Raw genomic sequence first — 22,022 nt, 5'->3', positions numbered from 1 at the left:
CCCTCCCCGCCGTGACGTGCCGCGGGGTGGGTCCGTCCCGGAACCGCCCGCCTGCCCCGGCGGTTCCCGACGAGGAGGCCTGTCCGGCGCGGCCGCCACCGGGCCCCGGTCGACAGGGCCGCTGCAGCGCCCGGCGCACCACGGCTCCGCCGTCAGCTCTCTCCGGCCCCGCCCCCGGTCATCGCGGCGATCGCCTCGGTGACGGCCTGCTCCACGCGCTCGCCGTCGACGCCCGACCGGGTCAGGACACCGTCGCCGTCCTCCTGCTCCAGCAGTGCCAGCAGGATGTGCTCGGTCCCGACGTAGTTGTGGCCCATCCGCAGTGCGTGCCGGAAGGTCAGCTCCAGGGCCTTCTTCGCCGCCGGGTCGAAGGGGATCAGGGCGGGCACCGTCGTCGCGCGTTCCGGGAGCGCGGCGACGGCGGCCTCGCGCAGCGCCGCGGTGTCGGTGCCCAGCCCGGTCAGCAGCGCGACGGCCAGCCCCTGCGGCTCGGCGAGCAGGCCGAGGACCAGGTGCGCCGGGGTGATCCGGTCGTTCTCCGCGGTGCGGGCCTCGTTCTGGGCGGAGACCACGACGTTGCGGGCCCGCGGGGTGAAGCGCTCGAAGCCCTGGGCCATGTTCTCCGGGGCGTCCGGGCGGGGGACGAACCGCTTCTGCGCGGCCTGCTTGGAGACCCCCATGCTGCGGCCGATGTCGGTCCACGACGCCCCGGCCCGGCGGGCCCGGTCCACGAAGTGGCCGATGAGGTGGTCGGCGACCTCGCCGAGGTGGTCCCCGGCGAGCACGGCGTCGGAGAGCTGCTCCAGCGGGTCCTGGTGGACCGAGGTGATGGCGTGGATGAGGTCGTCGAGGCGGACGGTGCCGCCCAGCGGTGTCGGTGACGTCATGCGTCAACCGTAAGTTGACGAGATGCGTTCGTCAACCTCGGGTTGACGATCACTCGTGCTCCGGGAGGAGGGGTACCTGCAGTCCCTCGTCGTGGCCGAGGCGGCTGGCGCGGCCGACCGAGGCCGAGCCGAACCGGCTGCGGACGGCGTCGAGTGCGGTGTCCAGGGCCGGTCCGGCGTGGGCGTCGAGGGGGAGCTCCAGCTGCAGGGCGTCGTCGCGGTCCAGGTTGGTCAGCGACAGGCCGAGCAGGGTGATGCCGCGGGCGTGGATGTCGGGCAGGGCGTCGCGCAGCAGCCGGCGGGCGGCGGACAGGATCGTCGGCGTGTGCGCGGTCGCGACCGGCAGCGTGTGCGAACGCGTGATCCGCGCGTAGTCGCCGAACCGCACCCGGAGCACGACGGTGCGGCAGACCCGCCCGCCCCCCGCGGCCCCGAGCGGGTCGAGTGTCTCGTCCGGCTCGTCGCGGTCGGACCCGCGGGGGGCGCGCAGGCGCCGGGCCAGCCGGTCGACGGTCGAGGCCAGGATGCCGTCGAGCTCGGCGTCGGTGCGCGGCCGGCGGCCCAGGGCCCGCTGCGACCCGATCGAGCGGCGCGTCCGGTGCGTGTCCACCGGGCGGGGGTCCCGCAGGTGCGCGAGCGCGTGCAGGTGCCGCCCCGCGGCCGGTCCCAGGTAGGACACGAGTGCGGCCTCGCCGAGCGCGGCGACGTCGGCGACGGTCCGCACGCCCACCTCGTGCAGCCGCCCCGCCGTCACCGCCCCGACGCCCCACAGGCTGCGCACCGGCAGCGGGTGCAGGAACTCCCGCTCCCGTGCCGGGTCGACGACGAGCAGCCCGTCCGGTTTCGACGCCCCGCTGGCCACCTTGGCGAGGAACTTCGTGCGCGCCACGCCGACGCTGATCGGCAGCCCCGCCTCCCGGGCGACCCGCTCGCGCAGCCGCGCGGCGATCTCGCGGGGCGTGCCCGCGATCCTCGCCAGGCCGCCGATCTCCAGGAACGCCTCGTCGATCGACAGCCCCTCGACCTCCGGGGTCGTGTCGCGGAACAGCGCGAACACCCGGCGGCTCGCCTCGGAGTAGGCCGCCATCCGCGGCGGGACGACGATCGCCTGCGGGCACAGCGCCCGCGCCTGGCGGCCGTTCATGGCGGTCCGCACGCCGTGCGCCCTCGCCTCGTAGCTCGCGGCCAGCACGACGCCGCCGCCCACGACCACCGGCCGCCCCCGCAGGCGTGGGTCGTCACGCTGCTCGACCGACGCGTAGAACGAGTCCAGGTCGGCGTGCAGGATGGTGGCCAGGCCGCGCACGAACACATGTTCGCATGCGGCGGGGTCCGCGGCGAGCGGCTGCGCCCGACGGCTCAGGCGCCCCCGGTCCTGCTGCGCCAGCGTTCCCGGGCCCGGCGTGCCGCCGTGGCCACCGCGGCGTCCGGGTGGTGCTCGCCGAGTGCGGCCAGCACCTCGCCGACCCGCGGGTGGTCCAGCTGCCACACGGCGTCGAACACCTCGAGGGCCTCGGGCGGGAACTCGGCGGCGAACGCGTCCGGCCAGTCCTCGGCCTCGACGGTGTCCAGTGCGACGGCCAGCACGTCGATCGAGGCGGTGAGCAGCAGCTCCGGCTCGACGGCGTCGGCGTCGAGCTCGCCGCGCGCGACCAGCCGGCGCGCCACCATGCCGCGGTGCGGGCCGTCGAGGTGGTCGTGCAGCAGCGTGTCGACGGCCTCGGCGCCGAAGCGGTCCGCGGCCACGCCGGTCGCGGTGAGGGCGACGAGCAGGGTCTGTCCCGGTGCGAGCGCCGCCGCCACGAACTCGGCCACCGCCTGCGCCGGATCGGGCTGCGCGGCGTGCCAGGCGTCGATGTCGCGGCGCCACTCGTCGGGCGGGACCTCCCCGGCCAGCTCGACGATCTCGGCGGCCGAGGCGACCGCCGGGTCCGGGCGGGTCGGGTAGTGCAGGTCCTCCGCGGCGAGCAGCAGCAGCGCGCACGCGACCCCGCCCGGGGTGAGCTGCACGATCCCGCCGACCCGGACCTCGTCCGCCCCGTCGGACTCGTGGCGGGACCCGGTCCAGGCGACCATCCCGAGCCGCTCCAGCTGCTCCAGCAGCGTCGCGGTCCGGAGCGAGGCGACGTCGGTGTCCCCGTCGGCGTCCTCGGTCCAGTCGAGCAGCACGTCCAGGGCGTGGCGCAGGTCGTCGTGGTCGACGCCGTCGTCGACGTGGCGCAGCAGGAACAGCAGGGCCGGGGTCGCGTCCTCCGACGACGGACCGCCCTCGGCGCGCAGCAGCGCCTCGATCGCCTCGTCGTCGACCTCCCCGGTGAACACCACGTCCGCGTCGGGTGCGGTGTCGTCGAGCAGGGGCGGCGTGGCCTCCCGGACGGGCAGGTCCGGGTCCGCGGTGTCCTCGGCGGCGACGTGCGGCCAGCCGGTCGACAGCGCGCCCACCTCGCGGGCGGCGAGCACCAGGTCCTCGTGCGCCGAGGTGTCGTCCAGCCCGGCGAAGCGCGGCACCGCGACCAGCCGCCCCGACTCCCGCCGGACGGCACCGGCGCGCACGCTCGTCTCCAGCACCCAGGTCAGCGTCCGCAGCCGGGTCGACCGGTCGAGGCGGGCGACGCGGTCCGGCTCGTCGCCGGTGCCGAGCAGGCCGACCAGCTCGCGGGCGTCGGCCAGGCGCAGGTTGCCCGTCGCGGTCAGGGAGCGGCCGCGCGGGCCGCACCAGCCGGCCAGCGTCCGCGCGTCGTGCAGGATCCGGGCCTGCGCCGCGGACGCCGCCCGGTCGGCGGGCGAGGGGATCCGCACCGGGTCCGGGTCGTCGCCCAGCTCGGTGAGCAGCGGCGACCCGGCGCCGGCCTCCAGCTCGTCGTACTCCTCGACGTACCGGCCGCACAGCCGCCGCACCTGCGACGGCCGCGGCGAGCCCGGGGCGAGCAGCCCGCGCTCGTCGAGGAACTCCACGAACGCGGCGACGCTGGCGGGCACCAGCCGCACCGGCAGCCGGTGCTCCAGCACGACGTGCGGGCACCAGCCGTCGAGGAAGGTCTCGATGTGCTCCAGCGGCCACTCGGCGAGATCGCCGTCGCCGGCGAGCCACTTGTACTGCAGCAGCAGCTCCGCCGACATCGGTTCGGCGACCACCTCGTTCTGGGCCAGCCACGCCGCGAACCCGTCGAGCAGTTCCTGGGCGGCCGCGTGGAACTCGTCGTCGGAGTCCGGGCCGAACCGCATGCGCATGGGCCGAGTGTGCACGCCCGGCACCGGCCACCACACCCGCGGGCGCCGATCGGCGTGTCCGGAGCAGGTCGTCCCGCGGGCGGGCAGGATGGGCCCGGACATGACCACACTGTTCGCCCTGCTGATCGCCGCGACCGCGATGGTCGGCAACACCGTCGCCGCCCTCTGGGAGGCCCGCGGCAGCAGGCTGGCGAAGTACGGGCGCCCGGTGTGGCTGCAGCCGTGGTTCCTGGCCGGGCTGCTCGCCGACGTCGTGGCCTGGGTGCTCACCGTCGTCGCGCTGCGGTACCTGCCGGTGTTCGCGGTGCAGTCGATCCTGGCCGGCGCGATCGCGCTGACCACGCTGGCCGACCACGGCTGGAACCCGTGGAACCTCGTCCGGCGCGACCGGTGGGCGGTCGTCGCGGTGCTGGCGGGGCTGGTCGTGGTGGCCGCGAGCGCCGCGCCGGACCGCCCGGACGCGCTGCCCCCCGTGGCCACCCCGGTCCTGCTGGTGTCGTTCGTGCTGATCCTCGCCGCCGCCCCGTTCGTGTGGCGGGCCGGGCGGCCGATGCTGCTGGCGCTGCTGGCCGGGCTGGGCTTCGGCGGCACGGCGCTGGCCGTCCGCGCGATCCACCCCGGACCGCTCCGGTGGGAGACCGCGGGCGGCCTGCTGCTCGACCCGCTGGTGTACGGCGTCGTCGCGATGGGCGTGCTCGGGGTGCTGGCCTTCGCCCGCGCCCTGCAGGACGGCGCCGTCGGCCCGGCGACGGCGGTGCTGTCGGTGACCGAGGTGGTCGTGCCCGGCCTCGTCGGGATCGCGCTGCTCGGCGACCGGATCCGGCCCGGCTGGGAGGGGGCGGCGCTGGCGGGAGTACTCGTCGCGCTCGCCGGGGTGACCGCGCTGACCCGCCCGGACCCGGAGTCGGTCCGCCGCCGCGTGCACTGAGCCGCCGGCACCGGGGAACACCTCCGCCCGGGTGTGGTGTTGCCCCCACATGACGAGCACCCTCTCCGCCCACGACGCGTGGCGTGCCGCGCGCGAGCAGACCCTCCGCGAGCCGCACGGCTGGCTGTCGCTGACCGCTCTGCACTGGCTCGGCACCTCCGACAGCACCGCGGACGGCGCTCCGGTCGACACGGTCCCCGGGCTGCCCGGGACCTGGCGCGCCGCGGGACCCGACGAGGTCGCGGTCACCGCCGTCGCGGCCGACGGGGTCGTGCTGCCCGGCGCGACCGGGCCGCTCGACGGCACCGCGCACGTCCGGCCCGTCGACGGCGCCCCCGGCGTGATGGTCGCGGTGGGGGAGCGGGTCGTCGAGATCGCGCGGCGCACCGACTCGTGGGCGCTGCGCGTGCGCGACCCGCAGGCCCTCACCCGGACCGCGTTCACCGGGGTGCCCGCCTGGCCCTACGACCCGGCCGCCGTCGTCGACGCCGTGTTCACCCCCTACGACGCGCCGCGGACGGTGACGGTCGACGCCGTCGTCGCCGGGTTGCAGCACTTCCCGACCGCGGTCGGCGAGGTCGCGTTCACCTGGGCCGGTGCTCCGCAGCGGCTCGTGGCGCTGGCCGGGAAGGACGGCGGCCTGTCGCTGCACTTCCGCGACGCCACCTCCGGGGACACCACCTACGGCGGCGGCCGCATCCTGCGCACCGACGACCCGGCGCCGGACGGGACGCTGGAGCTGGACCTGAACCGGGTGGTGAACCTGCCGTGCGCGTTCACCGCCCACGCCACCTGCCCGCTGCCGCCCGCCGGGAACACCCTGGAGGTGGCCGTCGAGGCGGGGGAGAAGAGCCCGCTGCGGCCCGACCTCGCCTGAGGCCCCCGTCCTGCCGCGGTGGGGAGGAGTTGCAACCTCCCCGCAACCGGTGTCGTGGATCACGCGCGTGGTGTTCACTCACCTCCGTTGCCCCGACGACCGCGGCAGGACGGCGAGCGCCGCCCCGGTCGTGGCGAACCGCTCGCAGGAGGTTCCCGTGACCACCACGCAGGAGAAGACGGCGGCACGTACGACCGCGGAGGGCTGGCTCACCGCCTTCTCCGACGCCCTGTCCGCCCGTGACATCGACCGCGCCGTCGCGCTGTTCGCCGACGAGAGCTACTGGCGCGACCTGGTCGCGTTCACCTGGAACATGAGGACCGTCGAGCACCACGACGGCGTCCGCGACCTGCTGACCCACACCCTGGACGCGACCGACCCGTCGCACTGGGAACTGTCGAAGGAGCCGAGCGAGGCGGACGGGGTCACCGACGCCTGGTTCACCTTCGAGACCGCCGTCGGGCGCGGCTCCGGCCACGCCCGGATCGTCGACGGGAAGGCGTGGACCTTCCTCACCACCCTCGACGAGCTCAAGGGCCACGAGGAGCCGATGCGGGAGAACCGCCCGTTCGGCACCGAGCACGGCGCCAACCCCGACCGGGTCACCTGGAAGGAGCGCCGGGAGAACGAGCTGGCCGAGCTCGGCTACACCCGCGACCCGGAGGTCGTGATCATCGGCGGCGGACAGGGCGGCATCGCGCTCGGCGCGCGGCTGCGCCAGCTCGGCGTCGAGACGATCATCGTCGAGCGCAACGAGCGCCCGGGGGACTCCTGGCGCAAGCGCTACAAGAGCCTCGCCCTGCACGACCCGGTCTGGTACGACCACCTGCCGTACCTGAAGTTCCCGGACAACTGGCCGGTGTTCGCGCCGAAGGACAAGGTCGGCGACTGGCTGGAGTTCTACACGCGGATCATGGAGCTCAACTACTGGAGCTCCACCACCGCGCACTCCGCGGACTTCGACGAGGCCACCGGCCGCTGGTCGGTCGTCGTGGACCGGGCGGGCGAGCAGGTCACGCTCCGCCCGCGCCAGCTCGTGATCGCGCTGGGCGTCTCCGGCAAGCCCAACCTCCCCGACTTCCCGGGGCAGGAGCAGTTCGGCGGCGAGGTCCAGCACTCCTCGCAGCACCCCGGCCCGGACGCCTACAAGGGCAAGAAGGTCGTCGTCATCGGCTCCAACAACTCCGCGTTCGACATCTGCGGGGCGCTGTGGGAGGTGGGCGCCGACGTCACCATGGTGCAGCGCTCCTCCACCCACATCATCAAGTCCGACACGCTCATGGAGTACGGCCTCGGCGACCTCTACTCCGAGCGCGCGATCAAGGCCGGGGTGGACACCCACACCGCCGACATGATCTTCGCGTCGCTGCCGTACCGGATCATGCACACCTTCCAGAAGCCCGCCTACGACAAGGCCCGCGAGGTCGACGCCGACTTCTACCGGCGCCTGGAGGAGGCCGGGTTCGAGCTGGACTTCGGCGACGACGGCTCCGGTCTGTTCATGAAGTACCTGCGCCGCGGCTCGGGCTACTACATCGACGTCGGTGCCGCCGAGCTCGTCGCCGACGGCAAGGTGAAGCTGGTCCGCGGCCAGATGCAGGAGTTCACCGAGAAGGGGGTGCGGCTCGCCGACGGCACCGAGCTCGACGCCGACCTCGTCGTGTTCGCGACCGGCTACCGGTCGATGAACGGCCTCGCCGCCGACATCGTCGGCCAGGACGTCGCGGACAAGGTGGGCAAGGTGTGGGGTCTGGGCTCGGACACGACCAAGGACCCCGGTCCCTGGGAGGGCGAGCAGCGCAACATGTGGAAGCCCACCCAGCAGCAGAACCTGTGGTTCCACGGCGGCAACCTGCACCAGAGCCGGTTCTACTCGCTGTACCTGGCGTTGCAGCTCAAGGCGCGTGAGGCGGGTATCGACACCCCCGTCTACGCGCTGCAGGAGCGCCACCACCTCTCCTGACCGCCGAGCGGGAGAGCCCCGGGGTGCCCTGATGATCATCCCCGGTGGTGCGGTGCGCCCGGCGCGGGTGCTCCGGACCGCGCTCGCCGCGCTGCCGGCGCCGATGGCCGCGGCGGTGCCCGCCGCCGGGGACGTGCCCGCGCACGGCCCGGTGCGCTGGACTCGGCCATCGGCTCCCGGCTCGTCGGGCTGCGCGCCGACGGCGACCCGCTCACCGCGGTGCGGGTCGTCGACGACGGCGGCGACCCCGCCGAGGCGATCCTCGACCTGGCCGCGCAGGAGGGCGCGCAGCTGCTCGTCGTCGGGGTGAAGCGGCGCAGCCCGGTCGGCGAGCTGCTCACCGGCAGCACCGCGCAGTGGATCGTCCTGGACGCGCCGATCCCGGACCTCGTGACCCACGAGGCGCGCTCGTAGGGTGGACTTTCCCCAGGTCAGGCACGCCTCACCGGGTGTCGGACGGATCACGTACGGGTGTGGCCGCCGCGCGGTCGGGGCACTCCCGGTACGTCCCGAACCGACATCGGAAGGAGCGGTGAGCACCATGGCCACCCCGATCACCAGCCCGCTCGACAGCGGCGCCACCGACATCACCGGCCGCGTGCTGCAGGAGACCCTCGTCGACCTCGTCGACCTGTCCCTGGTCGCGAAGCAGGCGCACTGGAACCTCGTCGGCAGGCAGTTCCGCGACGTCCACCTGCACCTCGACGAGCTCGTCGACCTGGCCCGCGAGCACGGTGACACCGTCGCCGAGCGGGCCGCCGCGATCGGTGTCGCCCCGGACGGCCGCGCGCGGACCGTCGGCCGCGACACCGGGCTGCCCGAGTACCCGGCGGGCTACGTGTCCGACCGGGACACCGTGCTCACCATCTCGGCGACCGTCGACGCCACCGTCGACCGGCTGCGTCCGCGCATCGAGCAGGCCGGAAAGGCCGACCCGCTCACCGAGGACCTGCTCATCGAGCTGGGCCGCGCGCTGGAGGAGGCCCGCTGGATGTGGCAGGCGCAGGCCGCCGGCTACCGCGGCGAGGCCTGAGCACCGTCCGCACGACCACCGGCCCCGGGCGTTCCCACCACGACGCCCGGGGCCGCGGTGCGTGCGGGACCGTGCGTCCGGGCCCCGGCTCAGCGCACCGCCGTCGCGGCCGCGGTGACCGTCGCCCGCCAGATCGCCATCGCCGCCCAGAGCACGAACACCCCGACCGGCACCGGGACCTCGTCCGGGAGCTCCGCGCCGTAGGACGGGCGCAGCCCCGTCGTCCGCCACACCGCGCCGACCTCGGTCCCGCCGTCGACGTCGGCCAGGGTGAACCGGCGGCCCAGTCCCGAGCCGGTCATCCGGTAGGCGAGCGCGCCCGCCTCCAGCGTCCAGCTCGTACGCGGCCGAGGATCGACCGTGCGCCGCAGGTGCGCGCGCACCTCGCCCTCCAGCGCGAACCGGGCGACGCCGTGCGCGTCGAGCACGTACGTGGCCCCGTCGACGACCAGCTCCCGGTGCGCCCGCGGCGTCCGCGCGGTCCAGCCGGTCACGACGCGACCGTCCGCGGTCACCTCGTAGCGGGCACGCAACAACCCCGACGACGTCGACCCGGCGCGCAGCTGCACCGGACCAGCCTCCCATCCCGCGGGCCGCCGGGGGAGGACCGGGCGGTGAACCGTGCGCCGGTCCTCGCGTCGCCGGCCGCGTGCGCCGGGGTGGTGGACGTCCGGGCCGTCGTCGCGCCGGGCGGCGCGTTCGCCGGCGCCGTCGGGCCGGCGCCGCTCGCCGCGGCCGCGGTCGTCGTCCGTGCCGTCGCCGCCCGCCGGGTGCAGGATGACGCGGTGGGGGCCCGCCGCCCCGCAGGACGACGACCTCGAAGGAGCACCGACCGTGCCGCTGCACCCCCAGGTGGAAGCCCTCCTGACGCTCATGGCCGAGCAGGGCGGGGACCCGCCGGAGACCATGACCGTCGCGCAGAACCGGGCCATGATCCGGGAGATGGCCGCGGTGTCCGGTCCGCCCGAGCCGGTCGCGGCGGTCCGCGACGACCGCGCCGGCGACGTACCGGTGCGCATCTACACGCCCGAGGGCACCGGTCCGTTCCCGATCCTGGTCTTCTACCACGGCGGCGGGTGGGTGATCGGCGACCTCGACAGCCACGACCCGGTGTGCCGGTCGCTGGCCAACCGGTCCGGCGCGGTCGTCGTCGCGGTCGACTACCGGCTCGCGCCCGAGCACCGGTTCCCCGCGGCCGTCGACGACGCCCTCACCGCCCTGGAGTGGGTGCACGCCCACGCCGCCGAGTTCGACGGCGACCCGTCCCGCATCGCGGTCGGCGGCGACTCCGCGGGCGGGAACCTGTCGGCGGTCGTCGCCCAGCACGCCCGCGACCACGGCCCCGGCCTGCGGTTCCAGCTGCTGGTCTACCCGGCCGTCGACGGCGCCGACGAGAGCCCGTCGATGTCGGAGAACGCCCAGGGGCCCCTGCTGACCCGGGCCTGGATGGAGTGGTTCATGGGTCACTACCTCACCGGCGAGGAGGACCTGCGCGACCCGCGGATGTCCCCGGCCCGCGCCACCGACCTGTCCGGGCTGCCGCCCGCGCTCGTCGTCACCGCGGAGTTCGACCCGCTCCGCGACCAGGGCGCCGCCTACGCCGCGGCGCTGGACGCCGCGGGCGTGAAGGCGGAGCTGCGCGAGTCGCCGGGCATGATCCACGGGTTCCTGCAGTTCGGCGCCGCGGTCGACGACAGCCGCGCCCTGCTCGACGAGGCGGGAGCCGCCCTGCGCGCCGCTCTGGCCTGAGCGACCCGGCCCCGTCCGGCCCACTGCGGCCGGGCGGGGCCGGACGGCGTGGGAATGCCCGCCCCGGACCGGTCGTTGCCGATGCTCAGAAGGCCGACCGACCCGAGGAGCACCGTGCCCCGCCTGTCCCCGCCGGTGGCGTTCGCCGCCGTCGCAGCGACGTTCGTCTGGTTCCTCGCCGCGTCGTCCGCGCCGTCCCCGCTCTACGTCGTCTACCAGGAGCGTTTCGCGTTCACCGAGTTCACGTTGACCACGGTGTTCGCGGTCTACGTCCTCGCGCTGATCGCCGCCCTGCTCGTCGCCGGGTCACTGTCCGACCACATCGGACGCAAGCCGGTGCTGCTCGGTGCGATCGCGCTGGAGGTCGTGTCCCTGGTGCTGTTCCTGCTGGCCGACGGCGTCGGCTGGCTGCTCGTCGCGCGCGTCGTCCAGGGCGTCGCGACCGGCGCGGCGACGGCGACCCTGCCCGCGACGCTGGTCGACCTCGCGGCCCGCGGCGACCGGCCGGGCCGGGCGGGTGCGGTCAATGGGACCGCGCCGCTCGCCGGGCTCGCCCTCGGCGCGCTCGGCTGCGGCCTGCTCGTCGAGTACGCGCCCGCCCCGACCCGCCTGGTCTGGGCGCTGCTGCTCGCCGGCCTGGTCCTGGCCGCCGCGGCCGTCGCGCTGATACCGGAGACGATCGACCGTCGGCCGGGGGCGCTCGCGTCGCTGCGCCCGCGGGTCGGGGTGCCGCCGGGGGTGCGGGCCGGCTTCGTCGCGATCGTGCCGATCCTGCTGGCCAGCTGGGCGCTCGGCGGGCTGTACCTGTCGCTCGGGGGCTCGGTCGTCGCGCAGGTCTTCGGGGTGCACGACCACCTGGTCGGCGGGCTCACCGTCGTCGCGCTCGTCGGGACCGGCGCGGTGACGGCGTTCGCGCTGCGCGGGCGCGTCCCGTCGACGCTGCTCGTCCCGGCGGCCGGGCTGCTGGCCGCCGGGACCGTCGTCACCCTGGCCGGGGTGATCACCGGGCTGCTCGCGCTCGCCGCCGTCGGCGCGGTCGTCGCCGGCCTCGGGTTCGGTGCGGCCGCCTACGCCACGTTCGGGACGATGTCCACACTCGCCGCCCCGCACGAGCGCGGTGAGCTGTTCGCGGCCCTCTACACACTGGCCTACCTGGCGTTCTCGGTGCCGGCGATGGTCGCGGGCGTCGCCGCGACGCTGGGGGAGCTGCGTCCCACGGCGCTGGTGTACGGCGGCGTCGTCGCGCTGCTGGCCGTCGTCGCGGCCGTGCTGGGCCGCCGCGTCCCGGTTCCCGCGACCGGAGAACCGGTCCCCGCGCCGACCTGCGGCGGCTGATCGGCGGACGGCGCGAGCGGTATGCGTTACTCCGTCCGTCGGTGAACGCGGGTGGGCGACCACTCGTCGCGTGCTCCGCGGTGGGCGGGTGTCACGGGTTGTGACCGATGGTCCCGGCGTGGTTACGGTGGCCGCCGCTCCGGGCTCTCCCCGCACTCCGGCCCGGGCGGCACCTGCTCCCCGAGGTAGAGGAACGACCATGGCTGGACGACACCGCAAACCCACCGAGACCGGCCGCCAGGTCGCCCGGATCGGCGCGTTCGCCGCGATGGCGGCCGCCCCGCTCGGCGTCGTCGGGACCGCCTCGGCGGCCGAGTCGGCCTCGTCCGCGGCGCCGTCGGTCGAGCGGACCGCGACCTGGGAGAAGCTCGCGCACTGCGAGAGCACCGGCAACTGGGACGCCGACACCGGCAACGGGTTCAAGGGCGGCCTGCAGTTCACGCCGTCGACCTGGAAGGAGTTCGGCGGCAGGCAGTACGCCCCGAGCGCCGAGCAGGCCACCAAGGCCCAGCAGATCGAGATCGCGAAGAAGGTGCAGGACGAGCAGGGCTGGAAGGCCTGGCCCGCCTGCACCAAGAAGCTCGGCTGGCGCTGACCCGCCACACTGACGGCATGGATCTGGACGCGGTACGGCGGATCGTCGCCGAGGACTCCGGGCTGTGCACCGTCGCGGTCGTGCGCGCCGACGGCCGCCCGCACACCTCGCTGGTCAACGCGGGGGTGCTCGACCACCCCGTCACCGGCGCCCCGGTGGCGGCCTACGTCACCTACGGCCCCGTCAAGCTGACGGCGTTGCGTGCGCGACCCGCGACGTCGCTGCACTGGCGGGCCGGGTGGCGCTGGGCGGCCGTCGAGGGCAGCTCCGAGATCATCGGGCCGGACGACCCGCGGGACGGCGTCGACGTCCCGGCACTGCTGCGGGCGGTGTTCGTCGCCTGCGGCGGGACCCACGACGACTGGGCCGAGTACGACCGTGTGATGGCCGAGCAGCGGCGCGCCGCGGTGCTGGTGACACCGGAGCGGGTGGTCGGGAACTTCTGACCTCAGGTGGTCTGCGCCGCGCGCAGGTTCTCCAGCATGCGTGCGGTGTCGTCGCGCAGACGGTCACAGATGTCGCGTCGGCCGTCTGATGTGTCTGCTTCTCCCGGCGGTGTGACCTGGAGCTGAGCGCGGAGCGAGGCTGCATCGGCCACATCGAGCACGAGTTGGCACAGGGGGAGACCCGTCCCGGGGGCGGATGCGCGTCGTTGGACGGCCCCTACGCCTGCGACGTCGACGATCTCGGAGTCGCCGGTGTCGAATGCCTCCTCTGCGCTCACGTCGAAGGTCTGCAGGGTGTAGCCGAGGCCGTCGCGGGTGCTCCACGTGCAGTCGCGCGATGCGTTGTCCTGGCTCCTACCCGGTCTCGTCGTCCGGACGTCGAGGCGGTCTCGATCCTCGGCGCCGAGTGCGTCGCACGGATCGAGGGTGGTCACGTCCAGAGCGAACTGCCGGGCGGGGAACAACGTCTGTCCATCGCGGTCCTCATCACCGGGCATGGGTCCACATCCGGTGAGGATCACGGCGACGGCGAGAGTGATGGCCAGCCGGGTCCGCATCAGGACACGCTCCCGAACTCGTGTGCGAGATCGGCATCGGCGACGCCGTATCCCACGGCGGCTGTGCGCAGCGCGGTGTGCGCGGTCCGGAGTTCGGTGTAGTGGTCCCAGTGCCGGGAAAGTATGTGGTCGATCTTCTGTTGGAAGAGATCGCGGGCGTCCAGTGACACGGGATCCTGCCCGCAGGGTCTGAGTTCCAGCTCGTTCAGACTGGCGTTGAGCAGCGATTCCATCTCATCCGCCCGGGTTCGGAGCACACGCGCGACCGCGAGCACGTTGTCCGCGCTCACCTGGGAGACGAGGCTCTCGATCGACTCTTGTTGCAGCGGACTGATCGTCACCGCGTGAGCGTAGGGCGTGCTGGCGCCCGTCGGGGCCGGACGGGCAGAATCTCATGGGGGCCCGGAGCCGATGGGGTGAGTCGGATAACGGTCGTCCGGTCGCCCCCGATAGTCGACAAGTATTGACGTCGAGCGCGGGGGCAGCAGAGCAGTGACGAAGTTGGGCACGATCCTGGACCAGATCGACGCGGGATCGATGCTCCTGCCGGAGTTCCAGCGCGGCTACGTGTGGAATCGGGACCAGGTCCGCGGGCTCATGCGCTCGCTCTACCTCGGATACCCGGTCGGCGCCCTGCTCGTCTGGGAGACCGAGGGCGACGCGCAACCGGTCCGCGGCGGCGGGTCCACCGCGGGACAGAAGCAGCTGCTGCTCGATGGGCAGCAGCGCGTCACCACGCTGTACGGCCTGATCCGCGGACAGGCGCCGTCGTTCTTCGAGGGCGATCCGGCGGCGTTCACCGGACTGCGGTTCAACGTCGAGGACGAGACCTTCCAGTTCCACGCGCCGATCAAGATGAAGGACGACCCGCGCTGGGTCGACGTCACCGCGCTGTTCGGCGACGGCATCGGCCCGACCGCGCAGGCGCTCAACGAGAATCCCGACACCGCCACGCGCTTCTACGGCGAGTACCTGCCGCGCATCCAGAAGCTGCTCAACATCGCCAACCGCGACTTCCACATCGAGCAGATCACCGGAGCGGACAAGACGGTCGACGTCGTCGTCGACATCTTCAACCGCGTCAACTCCGGCGGCACCAAGCTGTCCAAGGGGGACCTCGCGCTGGCCCGGATCTGTTCGGAGTGGGCTGATGCCCGCCCGACGATGCGGCGCAACCTTGATCGCTGGGCCGAGGGCGGCTTCACGTTCCCCGCGGACTGGCTGCTGCGCAACACCACCGCCGTCGCGACCGGCCGCGCTCCGTTCTCGGCGCTGGAGAACGTGTCCGCGGGCGACTTCCAGCACGCCCTGAACGAGACGCTGCACCACGTCGACCACGTGCTCTACCTGATCTCATCGCGGCTGGGCATCGACCACGACCGCGTCCTGTTCGGCCGCTACGCCATCCCGGTGATCAGCCGGCACCTGCACAACGTCGGCGGCCGGTTCACCGACGGCGCCGAGGCGGACAAGGCGCTCTACTGGTACGTCCACGCCGCGCTGCGCGGCCGGTTCGCCGGCGCTGCGGAGACCGCCCTGTCGAAGGACCTGGAGACCGTCGACAACGGCGGGATCGACGCCGTCATCGCGTCGCTGTCGCGCTCGCGCAAGGGCGCGATGCGGATCGACGCCCAGGACTTCGAGGGTGCCGGCCGGGGCGCGCGGTCCTACCCGCTGCTGTACCTGCTCACCCGGGTCCGCGACGGCCGCGACCCCGTCACCGGTGCCGTGCTCGGCTCGGAGAGCCCGTCGATCGAGGTCCACGAGATCTTCCCGAAGGCCGCGCTGGTGAAGGCCGGGTACTCCCGCGCCGAGGTCAACGCGATCGCGAACTTCGCCTTCGCCGGGCCCGCGTCGGCGAGCCGGCTGTCGGGGGCCGACCCGGCGCAGTACCTGGCGTCGCTGCCGGAGGCGGCGCGCCGGTCGCAGTGGATCCCCGACGATCCGTCGCTGTGGAGGGTGGAGCGCTACCGCGACTTCCTCGACGCCCGCCGGGAGCTGCTGGCCCAGGCCGCGACGAGCCTGATGGACGACCTGCTGACCGGACGCATGCCGTGGACCCGCGAGCTCGACGCGGTCACCGTCGTCGAGGCCGTGCCGGAATCCGACGCCCGCGCGGCGCAGCTCGGCGCGCTGGTCGAGGAGTTCGCCGCACTCGGCTACGCGGCACCCCAGCGGAACTCCGAGATCGCCGACGACGAGACGGGGCGGGTGTTGGCCGTAGCGGAGCTCCACTGGGAGCGTGGCCTGCAACCGGGGCAGGGGAACCCGGTCGTGCTGGAGCTCGACCCCGACGACGCCGACGTGCCGCGGCTGACCGAGCTGGGGTACGACGTGTTCACCACCGTCGACACGCTGCGCGGCTACGTGCAGCGGCTGGGGGAGGAGGCGGCCGGCGACGTTCCGGGTGCCCAGTCCGATCCCGTCGAGTTCGAGATGCCGGCCGACGGGGAGTTCGAGCAGGCTGTCTTCGCCACCATGGAGACCTGCCGGACCGACCTCGGTTACGATCCGCGCTACTTCCGCGAGATGGTGCTGCAGCACGGCGCGGTCGGTGCGGTCCGTCGGCTGCTCGCCTCGTCCACCCCGAGCGACGGCTTCGTCCGGCTCTGGGAGGCGGGGCGTCTGGACCTGACGGTCGAGGCGTTGGCCGTCGACCCGCGGTTCGCCGCCCTGTTCGGCGACCGTGAGCGCCACATCGCGCAGCGCCGCCTCGACAGTTCTCGACAGGATGTCGGCCAGCCGGTCTAGTGACGGCGTCCGTCCGGCCGTTCGATAGGGTCACCTGCCTACTCAAGGCAGGGATCCGTCGCGGGGAGTGAGTACGTGGGTCAGGGAACGGGGGCACGACCACCGGTGCCGGGTCCCCCGCCGGCCGGCGTCCGACGCTGGTTCCAGGAGCGCCCCTCCGACTTCCCGTGGGAGCAGGACGGCCTCGACGTCGTCAAGAGGCTCATGCCCCAGGCCGAGCCCTTCCGGGCCTGGGCGACGTTCTCGTTCACCGCGCAGTCCGGTCGCATCCACGAGTGCGACCTGTTCATCGCCGTTCCCGGCGGGCTCTACCTGGTCGAGCTGAAGGCCCATCCCGGCGCCGTCGAGAACCGGGGCGACGACTGGATCTTCCGTGAGCAGGGCCGGAACTGGCCGCGCACCCTGCGCAACCCTCTGCACTTCACCGACGTCAAGGCCAAGGCGCTCAAGGGGCGGCTGGAGTGGGCCGCCAAGCGGCGGAACAGGTCCGGGCTCCGCATCCCGCGCATCGAACCGGCGGTGTTCCTGACCCATCCGGGTCTCGTGTCGACGCTCGACGAGGTGCAGCGGTCCCGGGTGTACGGCCGTGACGACCACTGTGTGGGGCTCGACTGGATCTGGCGTGATCTGTTGTCGCGCCCGCCGCAGAGCCAGTCCCAGCGGATCGATCCGCTGTTCAGCCGGGACGTCCTGCCGGGGCTGATGTCCGAGATCGGTATCCGCGCCTCCACCGCGCACCTGCGCTTCGGCGACGACTGGACGCTCGCGCCGTCCGTTCTCGACGCCGGTCCGGCCTGGGAGGACCGTCTCGCGAAGCGCTCCGGTTTGGTGGACGAGTCCGGCCGCGTGCGGATCTACCTCACCGGGGAGCAGGCGGGCGAGGACCGCAGAACCCGGGTGGAACGTGCGGCGAAGCGCGAGTACCAGGTGCTGCAGGGCATCGCACACCGTGGAATCGCCCAACCGCTGCAGATCCGCGAGCACCAGGGCCGCCCCGCGATCCTGTTCCGGCACGACGCGGCGGACCTGCGCCTGGACTCCTATCTCGGGTTGCACGGTGCCCGGCTGACCCCCGAGGCCCGGCTGGACCTGGTCCGTCAGCTCGCGGAAGCCGTCCGGTACGCCCACAGCCGTTCGCTCTACCACCGCGCCCTGGCCGCGCGTTCGGTCTACGTCTCGTCCCGGCCCGACGGGCGGGACCCGATCCTGCGGGTGATCGACTGGCAGACCGCCGCGCGTGACTTCGATCCCGGGATGAGCTCGTCGGTGGGGGTCTCGTCGCTGGCCGACGACGTGGTCGCCGACTCCGCCGGGCCCTACCTCGCACCCGAGTTCGACGCGCCCTACCCGGACCCGGCCGACCTCGACATGTTCGGTCTCGGTGCCATCGGCTACCTCATCCTCACGGGCCGGGCGCCCGCTGCGAACCGCGCCGAGATGGTGGAGCGGGTCCGGACCGACGGCGGCCTGCACCTGCACGGCGTGGACGGAACCTTGCCACAGGTCCTCGACGAACTGGTCTTCCACGCCACCCGGGCGGCGGTCGACGACCGGCTCGACGCCGCCGAGAAGTTCCTGCTGGGACTCGACGAGACCGAGCGCGACACCGCACCCTCCAGCGTGCCCGAGGTCGACCCGCTGACGGCGACCGCGGGACAGCGGGTCGACGGCGACTGGACCGTCGAGCGTGTCCTCGGCACCGGGTCCACGTCGCGCGCCTTGCTCGTGCAGCGGCCCCGCGACACCGACGAGGGTGAGCAGCTCGAGTACCGCGTCCTGAAGGTCGCGCTGGACGAGCAGAAGGCGGAAGGGCTGCGCGTCGAGGGCGGCATCCTCGAGCGGGTGGGCGGGGCCCAGATCGTCCGCAAGCTCGGTGGGCCGCGCACGCTGGCCGACCGCACGGTCATCGACCTGCAGTACGCGGGCGGCGGCGACCTGGACGGCGGGACCCTCGGCTCCCTGCTCCGTGCCGAGGGGCGCCTGAGCTACCACGACCTGGAGAGGTTCGGGCGCGACCTGTTCGCCGCGCTCGACGTCCTGGCGGGTGAGGGCGTCTGGCACCGCGACATCAAGCCCGACAACCTTGCGATCTTCCGTCGTGCCGACCGGTCCCGGCAGCTCATGCTGCTCGACTTCTCCCTGGCCGGGGCACCGGCGAGCGAGGTCGGGGTCGGCACCCGCGGCTACCTCGACCCGTTCCTCGACACCCCGCGCCGCCCCGTCTACGACGATCACGCCGAGCGCTACGCCGTCGCGGTCACCCTGCACGAGATGGCCTCCAAGCAGCGGCCCGAGTGGGGCGACGGTCTCACCGATCCCCGCACCACGTCCGACGAGACCCCGGAGGTCGCCTCCGACCAGTTCGACCCGGCGTTGAAGGACGGACTGCTCACGTTCTTCCGGCGTGCGCTGCACCGAGACGTCGGACGACGCTTCGACACCCTCAAGCAGATGGACGACGCCTGGCGAGCCGTGTTCGCGGCTGCCGACCAGCGGGTCCCCGTCGAGACGGATACCGAGGAGGCACCGGAGGCCGTCCGCGACACACTCGCGGCCGCAGCGGCGTTGGACACGACGCTGGAGCACGCGGGTCTCAGCCCCCGCGCGGTGTCCGTCGCCGCCGGGCTGGGTGCAGGAACCGTCGCGGAGCTGCTGAGGCTGCGCACGACCGAGGTCGCCCGTGCCCGCGGTGCGGGCGCCGCGGTCCGCAAGGAGCTGATCCGGCGGCACAAGCAGTGGGCCCCGCTGCTGAGCACCCCGGCGCCCGATCTCGTCGAGATCACCGAGGGGACCCGGCCCACGGTCGACCAGCTCGTCGCCACGCTCACCGCCGCACCCGGTCGCCGGACGACGAAGAAGGTCGAGGTAGCCCGCGCCACGCTCGGTCTCGTCGACGGAGTTCCGAGCTGGCCGACCCAGTCGATGATCGTGCAGGCGGTCGGCGTCTCCCAGCCGACCGTCTCGAAGCACCAGCAGGCGCTGTTCGCCGAGTGGGCCGAGTCGCCGCACCTGGCCGACGTGCGGGACGTCGTCGTGGAGACGGTGATCGCCCAGGGCCGCGTCGCGACCGCAGCGGAACTGGCGACGACGGTCCGGGCCCGGCTCGGTGTGGCGAGCGACGACGGGGAGGCGGCCGCGCTCGCCGTCGTGCGGGCCGCGGTCGAGGCCGAGGTCTGGGCGGGGGAGCACGGAGCGGACGACGACGGCCCACGGGTGGCGGTGTCCCGCCGCGGCGGTCGCGTGCTCGTGGCCGCGGAGTCACTTCCCGGGACCGACGACCCCACGCCGGCGGAGCTCGCCGAGTTCGCGGTCGGCCTGGGAACGGCGGCCGATGAGATCGCCGTCGAGGATCCGCTACCCGGGCGGACCGCGGTCCTGCGGCGGCTGCGGGCGGTCCCCGCTCCAGCCGGGATGCCGGCCCTGCCCGATGCCCGGCTGCTGAAGCTCGCCTCGGCTGCCTCGCAGGACGCGCTCGTCTCACCCAGCGGGGAGCTGTACCCGCGGACCCTGGACCTGGTGTCCGCGCTGCGGATCTCGCAGGCCGCGGCCGGGGTGCGCCGCAAGGACCCCGCCGTCCGGTTCCCGACCGGCATCACCGTCGATGCGTTGCTCGACCGGGTCCGTGCGCGGTTCCCCGAGCTCCGGCTGCCCGGCGGCCTCACCCACGTCGCGCTGCGCGAAGCGCTGACCGACGCCGGCTTCACCCTGACCTACGACACCGATGACCGGCGCTTCTACCCCGAAGCCCCGCCCGCCCCGGTCGCCTCGTCGACGACGCTGCCGCCCGCGCCGTTCACCCGCGACGCCCGTGAGGGCGTCGCGCGGATGCTCGCCCGATCCTTCGAACGCGGTGGGTTCGTCGCGCTGACGGTGCGGGGCAAGGACCTCTCCGGCGCCGCCGCGACGATCGCGCGCCGTGAGCAGGTGCGACCGCTCGACGTCGGTGTGCTGTTCCTGTCCGAGCTGCGCGGGATCGCCGTCGAGCGCAGCCGCGACTGGTCGACGGTGGTGAAGGCGGACCTGCGCTTCACCGAGACCGCGACGATGTCGGCCGGGCTCGACTCCTGGGTGCGTCTGGCCTGGGAACGGACCGGCACCAGGATCGACGCCGAGGCGGGGCCGGAGACCGTGCTGTTCCTGCACGGCGCCGGCCTGCTCGCCCGCTACGCCGATTCCGGCGGGCGTGAGCTGCTGGTCCGGCTGCAGGCAGCCGCCCGCAGCCCGCACCGCTCCCCGTACGGCCTGTGGCTGCTGTGTCCGGGGGAGTCGGCGGTCGGGGCGGCTCAGCTCGACGGGATGGTCGTCGAGGTGGTGGACGGCTCCGAACGGATCGCCCTGGACCGCGACTCGTTGGCCGAGCTGCAGGGCGACGAGCCGGGAGCGGCATGAAGAATGATGCAATAGCTGCCGTTCAGCGATAGTATCGCTGACACAGCGACATCTAATCATGTAATCGATGGCGGGAGGGGCGATCGGCGTGATCTACCGGACGCCCGAGCTGGGCCCGGCCGAGAAGGCAGCTCTCGATGCGATCGACGGTCAGCGTCGGGCGCTTCGCTTCCGCACCGCCGAGCCGCGGCGGTGGCTCGGCACGGTGCGTCGGGTCCTCGCGGCTCGAGCGGTGCAGGGATCGAACAGCATCGAGGGGATCCATGTCTCGGTCGAGGACGCCATCGCCGTCGCCGAGGGCGAGGAGACCACGGACCCGCGATCGCTCGACTCCAAGGCGGTCGCCGGCTACCAGCGGGCGATGACCTACGTGGTGAACCTGGCCGGCGATCAGCACTTCCGGTTCAGCGCCGACATCCTGCGCAGCCTGCACTTCATGATGACCGAGTACGAGCTCGACGCGTGGCCGGGACGGTGGCGACCCGGCCCGATCTGGGTGCGCGACGAGGCGAGCGGCGACGAGGTCTACGCCGCTCCGGAAGCCGAGGACGTACCCGCGCTGATCGATGCGCTGGTCGCCTCGCTGGAGGAAGCCAGCGAGGCTCCGCCCCTGGTCCGCGCCGCGATGGCGCACCTGAATCTGGTGATGATCCACCCGTTCCGCGACGGGAACGGACGCATGTCGCGGTGCCTGCAGACCCTCGTCCTCGCGCGGGAGAAGATCCTCACCCCGGACCTCTGCAGCATCGAGGAGTACCTCGGCCGCAACACCCAGCGCTACTACGACGTGCTCGCCGAGGTCGGCCAGGGCTCGTGGAAGCCCGGTGGTGACGCCCGCGCATGGATCCGGTTCTGTCTGGAGGCGCACTACGTGCAGGCCGCCAGCGTGATCCGCCGGCTCGACGAGTCCGGCCGGATCTGGAGCGAGATCGAGCGGCTGCGTGACGACGCCGGGCTGGGGGAGCGCACCATCGCGGCGCTGTTCGACGCCGCCATCGGCCTACAGGTCCGCAACGCCGCCTACCGGTCCCAGCTGCGCGGCTGGGACGAGCAGATCAGCAACCAGACCGCATCGGCCGACCTGCGCGCGATGGTCGCCGCAGGTCTGCTGGTGCAGCGCGGCAAGAACCGCGGTGCCTACTACGTGGCAGCCGACCGGCTCCGCGCCGTGCGGACCGCGGCCCGGAAGGAACGCACCCCCATCGACACCTCCGGGCTGTTCGCCCCGGACCGATCCGTCAGCACCATCCGGTGACCGACGGCGACGAGCACGGGAACGGC

Annotated in this window: 18 protein-coding genes; 12 read left to right on the top strand and 6 right to left on the bottom strand. The window is 73.7% G+C overall.

What is annotated here, in order from left to right; all coding sequences use genetic code 11:
* Nucleotides 1–152: 152 nt before the first annotated feature.
* Genes WHI96_RS08795 through WHI96_RS08785 form a run of 3 tightly spaced genes read right to left on the bottom strand, consistent with a single transcriptional unit; the run spans nt 153 to nt 4,118 of the window.
* Nucleotides 153–887 (bottom strand): Clp protease N-terminal domain-containing protein, encoded by a 735-nt coding sequence (locus WHI96_RS08795; RefSeq protein ID WP_345652356.1) that lies wholly within the window; start codon nt 885–887, stop codon nt 153–155.
* 49 nt (nt 888–936) lie between these two features.
* Nucleotides 937–2,199: a DNA polymerase IV gene (gene dinB, locus WHI96_RS08790; protein WP_345652359.1), complete on the bottom strand. Its 1,263-nt coding sequence runs from the start codon at nt 2,197–2,199 to the stop codon at nt 937–939.
* A 47-nt stretch (nt 2,200–2,246) separates the two neighbouring features.
* Entirely contained in the window at nt 2,247–4,118 is a 1,872-nt protein-coding gene (locus WHI96_RS08785) for an amino acid adenylation domain-containing protein (protein ID WP_345652362.1), read from the bottom strand.
* 100 nt (nt 4,119–4,218) lie between these two features.
* Here WHI96_RS08785 and WHI96_RS08780 point away from each other — a divergent pair, with 100 nt between their 5' ends.
* From WHI96_RS08780 to WHI96_RS08760, 5 genes are all read left to right on the top strand, one after another.
* Nucleotides 4,219–5,046 (top strand): hypothetical protein, encoded by an 828-nt coding sequence (locus WHI96_RS08780; protein ID WP_345652365.1) that lies wholly within the window; start codon nt 4,219–4,221, stop codon nt 5,044–5,046.
* Between the two features lie 49 nt (nt 5,047–5,095).
* Entirely contained in the window at nt 5,096–5,923 is an 828-nt protein-coding gene (locus tag WHI96_RS08775; RefSeq protein WP_345652368.1) for a DUF1684 domain-containing protein, read from the top strand.
* Nucleotides 5,924–6,080: 157 nt separating this feature from the next.
* Nucleotides 6,081–7,886 (top strand): NAD(P)/FAD-dependent oxidoreductase, encoded by a 1,806-nt coding sequence (locus WHI96_RS08770; protein WP_345652370.1) that lies wholly within the window; start codon nt 6,081–6,083, stop codon nt 7,884–7,886.
* 156 nt (nt 7,887–8,042) lie between these two features.
* On the top strand, nt 8,043–8,300 hold the full coding sequence (locus WHI96_RS08765) for a universal stress protein (protein ID WP_349302362.1): 258 nt from the start codon (nt 8,043–8,045) through the stop codon (nt 8,298–8,300).
* Between the two features lie 127 nt (nt 8,301–8,427).
* On the top strand, nt 8,428–8,919 hold the full coding sequence (locus WHI96_RS08760; protein ID WP_345652376.1) for a Dps family protein: 492 nt from the start codon (nt 8,428–8,430) through the stop codon (nt 8,917–8,919).
* Nucleotides 8,920–9,008: 89 nt separating this feature from the next.
* On the opposite strand, the gene WHI96_RS08755 is transcribed toward WHI96_RS08760, so the two are convergent.
* Nucleotides 9,009–9,488 (bottom strand): hypothetical protein, encoded by a 480-nt coding sequence (locus WHI96_RS08755; protein ID WP_345652379.1) that lies wholly within the window; start codon nt 9,486–9,488, stop codon nt 9,009–9,011.
* Nucleotides 9,489–9,696: 208 nt separating this feature from the next.
* Here WHI96_RS08755 and lipP1 point away from each other — a divergent pair, with 208 nt between their 5' ends.
* The 4 genes from lipP1 to WHI96_RS08735 all read left to right on the top strand — a co-directional run bounded on the left by lipP1 (nt 9,697) and on the right by WHI96_RS08735 (nt 13,044).
* The gene (gene lipP1, locus WHI96_RS08750; protein WP_345652381.1) at nt 9,697–10,668 is read left to right on the top strand and encodes a LipP1 family hormone-sensitive lipase; all 972 of its coding nucleotides are present in this window, start codon (nt 9,697–9,699) and stop codon (nt 10,666–10,668) included.
* 114 nt (nt 10,669–10,782) lie between these two features.
* The gene (locus WHI96_RS08745) at nt 10,783–12,003 is read left to right on the top strand and encodes an MFS transporter (RefSeq protein ID WP_345652383.1); all 1,221 of its coding nucleotides are present in this window, start codon (nt 10,783–10,785) and stop codon (nt 12,001–12,003) included.
* A 199-nt stretch (nt 12,004–12,202) separates the two neighbouring features.
* Nucleotides 12,203–12,598, top strand: a complete 396-nt coding sequence (locus WHI96_RS08740; RefSeq protein WP_345652386.1) for a transglycosylase family protein — start codon at nt 12,203–12,205, stop codon at nt 12,596–12,598.
* A gap of 17 nt (nt 12,599–12,615) precedes the next feature.
* The gene (locus tag WHI96_RS08735) at nt 12,616–13,044 is read left to right on the top strand and encodes a pyridoxamine 5'-phosphate oxidase family protein (protein WP_345652389.1); all 429 of its coding nucleotides are present in this window, start codon (nt 12,616–12,618) and stop codon (nt 13,042–13,044) included.
* A gap of 2 nt (nt 13,045–13,046) precedes the next feature.
* Here WHI96_RS08735 and WHI96_RS08730 read toward each other — a convergent pair whose 3' ends face one another.
* Both WHI96_RS08730 and WHI96_RS08725 read right to left on the bottom strand, forming a co-directional pair.
* The gene (locus WHI96_RS08730; RefSeq protein WP_345652392.1) at nt 13,047–13,601 is read right to left on the bottom strand and encodes a DUF3558 family protein; all 555 of its coding nucleotides are present in this window, start codon (nt 13,599–13,601) and stop codon (nt 13,047–13,049) included.
* Nucleotides 13,601–13,942 carry a hypothetical protein gene (locus WHI96_RS08725; protein WP_345652395.1) on the bottom strand — a complete coding sequence of 114 codons (342 nt, stop codon included), beginning with the start codon at nt 13,940–13,942 and terminating at the stop codon, nt 13,601–13,603. Before WHI96_RS08725 ends, WHI96_RS08730 begins: the two co-directional genes overlap by 1 nt.
* Before the next feature lie 151 nt (nt 13,943–14,093).
* Between WHI96_RS08725 and WHI96_RS08720 the strand changes: the two genes are divergently transcribed.
* The 3 genes from WHI96_RS08720 (at nt 14,094) to WHI96_RS08710 (ending at nt 21,996) form a co-directional block, all read left to right on the top strand.
* Entirely contained in the window at nt 14,094–16,352 is a 2,259-nt protein-coding gene (locus WHI96_RS08720; RefSeq protein WP_345652397.1) for a GmrSD restriction endonuclease domain-containing protein, read from the top strand.
* Between the two features lie 105 nt (nt 16,353–16,457).
* The gene (pglW, locus tag WHI96_RS08715; RefSeq protein WP_345652399.1) at nt 16,458–20,741 is read left to right on the top strand and encodes a BREX system serine/threonine kinase PglW; all 4,284 of its coding nucleotides are present in this window, start codon (nt 16,458–16,460) and stop codon (nt 20,739–20,741) included.
* A gap of 67 nt (nt 20,742–20,808) precedes the next feature.
* Nucleotides 20,809–21,996 carry a Fic family protein gene (locus WHI96_RS08710; RefSeq protein ID WP_345652401.1) on the top strand — a complete coding sequence of 396 codons (1,188 nt, stop codon included), beginning with the start codon at nt 20,809–20,811 and terminating at the stop codon, nt 21,994–21,996.
* Nucleotides 21,997–22,022 lie beyond the last annotated feature (26 nt).

This window comes from Pseudonocardia tropica (assembly GCF_040105315.1).
Taxonomy (GTDB): Bacteria; Actinomycetota; Actinomycetes; order Mycobacteriales; family Pseudonocardiaceae; genus Pseudonocardia; species Pseudonocardia alni.
This window is presented reverse-complemented; position numbering and strand designations above follow the sequence as displayed.

Coding starts and splice junctions, on each gene's coding strand:
- WHI96_RS08780 (WP_345652365.1), top strand. CDS start 4,219: ATGACCACACTGTTCGCCCTGCTGATCGCCGCGACCGCGATGGTCGGC.
- WHI96_RS08785 (WP_345652362.1), bottom strand. CDS start 4,118: ATGCGCATGCGGTTCGGCCCGGACTCCGACGACGAGTTCCACGCGGCC.
- WHI96_RS08775 (WP_345652368.1), top strand. CDS start 5,096: ATGACGAGCACCCTCTCCGCCCACGACGCGTGGCGTGCCGCGCGCGAG.
- WHI96_RS08730 (WP_345652392.1), bottom strand. CDS start 13,601: ATGCGGACCCGGCTGGCCATCACTCTCGCCGTCGCCGTGATCCTCACC.
- WHI96_RS08735 (WP_345652389.1), top strand. CDS start 12,616: ATGGATCTGGACGCGGTACGGCGGATCGTCGCCGAGGACTCCGGGCTG.
- lipP1 (WP_345652381.1), top strand. CDS start 9,697: ATGACGCGGTGGGGGCCCGCCGCCCCGCAGGACGACGACCTCGAAGGA.
- WHI96_RS08740 (WP_345652386.1), top strand. CDS start 12,203: ATGGCTGGACGACACCGCAAACCCACCGAGACCGGCCGCCAGGTCGCC.
- WHI96_RS08795 (WP_345652356.1), bottom strand. CDS start 887: ATGACGTCACCGACACCGCTGGGCGGCACCGTCCGCCTCGACGACCTC.
- WHI96_RS08760 (WP_345652376.1), top strand. CDS start 8,428: ATGGCCACCCCGATCACCAGCCCGCTCGACAGCGGCGCCACCGACATC.
- WHI96_RS08710 (WP_345652401.1), top strand. CDS start 20,809: ATGGCGGGAGGGGCGATCGGCGTGATCTACCGGACGCCCGAGCTGGGC.